General features: G+C 72.7%; 3 protein-coding genes and 1 pseudogene. 1 reads left to right on the forward strand and 3 read right to left on the reverse strand.

Annotated elements, in window-relative coordinates:
• Positions 1–76 precede the first annotated feature (76 nt).
• A pseudogene (locus Y694_RS21050) lies at positions 77–943 on the forward strand (amidase family protein); the annotation flags it as partial.
• A 218-nt stretch (positions 944–1,161) separates the two neighbouring features.
• On the opposite strand, the gene Y694_RS23855 reads toward Y694_RS21050, so the two are convergent.
• From Y694_RS23855 to phaP, 3 genes are all read right to left on the reverse strand, one after another.
• Positions 1,162–1,530: a DUF1161 domain-containing protein gene (locus Y694_RS23855; RefSeq protein ID WP_036236290.1), complete on the reverse strand. Its 369-nt coding sequence runs from the start codon at positions 1,528–1,530 to the stop codon at positions 1,162–1,164.
• Positions 1,531–1,619: 89 nt separating this feature from the next.
• Entirely contained in the window at positions 1,620–1,961 is a 342-nt protein-coding gene (locus Y694_RS21060; protein WP_036236292.1) for a hypothetical protein, read from the reverse strand.
• Between the two features lie 47 nt (positions 1,962–2,008).
• Entirely contained in the window at positions 2,009–2,515 is a 507-nt protein-coding gene (gene phaP / locus Y694_RS21065; protein ID WP_036236294.1) for a TIGR01841 family phasin, read from the reverse strand.
• Between the last annotated feature and the right edge of the window lie 262 nt (positions 2,516–2,777).

Consider the following 2,777-nt stretch of genomic DNA (forward strand, 5'->3'; position numbering starts at 1 on the left):
GCCGGCGCGAGGCCGCCACGGCGCAGCGCGACACCGCGGTCCGCTGCACGGCCTGCCGGTCGGCGTGAAGGACATCGTGGACACCGCCGCGCTGCCCACCGCCTACGGCTCGCCCCTCTACACCGGCCACCGGCCGCGCAGCGATGCCGCGCTGGTGGGCGCGATCCACCGTGCCGGCGGCGTGGTGATCGGCAAGACCACCAGCACCGAGTTCGCCTACCTGCACCCCACCGCCACGCGCAACCCCAACGCACCGGGCCGCACGCCGGGCGGCTCGTCGGCCGGCTCGGCGGCCGCGGTGGCGGCCGGGCTGGTGGAGCTGGCGATCGGCACGCAGACCGGCGGCTCGGTGATCCGGCCCGCGTCGTACTGCGGCGTGGTGGGTTGCAAGCCCAGCTTCGGCTGGCTGCCGACGGCCGGCGTGCGCTGCTTCTCGTGGTCGCTCGACACCGTGGGGCTGTTCACCCGCACGGTCGCCGATGCGGCGTTCTTCGCCCAGGCGCTGGCCGGGCGGCGCTTCGCGGCCACGCGGTCCGCACCGACCGCGGCCCCGCGCTTCGGCGTGGTGACCGACTACCCGTGGGGTCCGCTGTCCCCGGCCATGGCCACCGCGTTGCAGGAGGCCGCGACGCGGCTGCGCACGGCCGGCCACACGGTGCGAGAGGTGCGCCTGCCGGCCTGGGCCGCCGAGGCCTTCGAGGCCCAGGCCACCGTGCAGGGCTGGGAGGCGGTGCGCAGCCTGCACACCGAGCTGACGCAGCACGCCGATGCGCTGTCGCCGTTGCTGCGCGACTACCTGCGCGAGGCGTCAAGAACGATCGGCGACGCCGACTACGACGCCGCGCAGCGCATCACCGCCGCCGCACGCGAGGCGATGGCCGACGACGGCCTGGCCGCACACGGCGTGGACGTGCTGCTCACGCCCGGCGCGCCCGACGAGGCGCCGCTGCTGAGCGAGCACAGCACCGGCGCGGCCAGCTACAACCGGCTGTGGACGCTGCTGGGTGCGCCTGCGTCAGCGTGCCGGCCTGCGCGGCCCGCACGGCGCGCCGCTGGGTCTGCAGGTGACCGGCGCGCGCGGCGCCGATGCCGAGTGCCTGCGCGCAGCGGCCGTGCTCGAAGCACTGCTGCTGCCGCCGCAGCGCTGAGGCCGGCGCCCGGCTACTTCCTGCAGTCGCCTCCCACCGACACCGAGCCGTCCTTGCACTCGGTGAGGAGGGGCTCGCCGCGCGGCCGGTCCGTGACCGTGGGCGCGGGAGCCGCAGCCACGGAGCCCTCCTCGCCACGCGTGTAGACGATCTTCTTCGTGCCCAGCTCGCAGCGGCCCACCACCTTGGCGGAGGCGCCGACCGCGGCATCGGCATCGACCGTGGTGACCGTGTAGTGCGTGGCGCCCGAGGCGCGCACCTTCGCGTCGATGCGCTCGCGCAGCTGCTCGCAGCTCTGCGCCGCACCGGCCACGCCGCTGACACCACAGAGCAGCACGGCGGCGCCGGTGCACAGAGAAAAGGAGAGCCTGTGGATCCGCATCGCGAGCCCGCCTTGAAGAGAAAGAAGAAGACCTGAACGGAGGGCAGTCTAGCGGCGGGCCCTGTGACGAAACGTGAGGGACGGTGTCGTCAGTGTTCGGCGGGCCGCGCCGCCACGGGGCTCTCGCCCGGGGGCCTGGCGGCGGGGTCGAGCAACGCGCTTCGGGCGTACCCGGGGTGCGCGTTCTCCAGCTCGACGATCAGGTCGTCGACCTGCGCGAGGAACTCCTCGCGGCCGGTGTGCGGGCCCTGCAGGAACAGCGCCGACGAATGCTCGGCGAGCTGGTGCTCACCGGCCATGCGGGCCCAGCGCCGGACTTCACAGTACAGGAGCAGGGCCAGTCGGCCCAGGTCGCCGCTCCTGCGCGCGTGCCGGAGGTCTCCGAGAAGATCCTCCAGGCCGAGCTGCAGCCGCAGCGACGAGGCGCTCATGGCACGCTCTTGCCAGGCTCAACCGCGCTTGGTCTTGGCGGCCTTGATCACCGACCGGTCACGGCGGCGTAGTTGGCTTCGGCGGTCTCGGCGGCCTGGCGGCTGGCCTTCTGCAGACCGTCGACGGCGTTGTTCAGGGTCGCCAGCGACGACTTGAACAGCGCGATGCCGTTGCTCGCACCTTCGGGCGCGTTCTTGCCGGCGGACTCGACCAGGGCGACGAACGAACTCTGCGCCGCAGCGGCCTGCTCGGCGGCGAGCTTCTCCACGTCGGCCTTGAAGCCGGCGACGATGCCGTACACCTGCTTGCCATAGGCGGAGGCCTTTTCGGCCGCGGCCTGCAGCGGGGCGGCCTGCAGCGCCAGCAGGGCTTGCGGGTCCTTCGCCGACAGCGCGGCCCGCCCGGTTTCGGCCACTTCGTCGAGGCCGGCCTTCGCGACCTGCAGGTTGAGCGCGGTGAGCTGCTCGACGCCCTGGAAGGCCTTGGCGGTCAGGCCCATCATGGCTTCGAAGTTGGCCTTGTTCGTGGCGGCGAATTGTTCGGTGTTCAGCATGGGAAGCTCCAGTCGATCGGGGTGAGGGGTGGACAGATTTTGCTGCGATGCAGCATGACCTCATCTTACTGAAAGAATCGGCGAATGGGGCACGGATTTGTTGCGTTGCAGCAATCTAGAGGCAAGTTCCTAGAACCCCCGGGCTCCGGCCCTGGCGCGGGCCCGGTCGCTCCGCGCTGTACCCTGCCCCGATGGACTCCTGATCGCCGCCGCCGCACGCGCCCTGGCCGCCGGCGACGCCCTCGGCGCGCTCAAGCGCGTG

It is taken from the genome of Methylibium sp. T29-B (genome assembly GCF_000576225.1).
GTDB classification, from domain to species: Bacteria; Pseudomonadota; Gammaproteobacteria; order Burkholderiales; family Burkholderiaceae_C; genus Methylibium; species Methylibium petroleiphilum.

What these genes read in the sequence shown, in the direction of transcription:
- Y694_RS23855 (WP_036236290.1), bottom strand. Translation starts at nt 1,530, where the DNA reads ATGCGGATCCACAGGCTCTCCTTTTCTCTGTGCACCGGCGCCGCCGTG.
- Y694_RS21060 (WP_036236292.1), bottom strand. Translation starts at nt 1,961, where the DNA reads ATGAGCGCCTCGTCGCTGCGGCTGCAGCTCGGCCTGGAGGATCTTCTC.
- phaP (WP_036236294.1), bottom strand. Translation starts at nt 2,515, where the DNA reads ATGCTGAACACCGAACAATTCGCCGCCACGAACAAGGCCAACTTCGAA.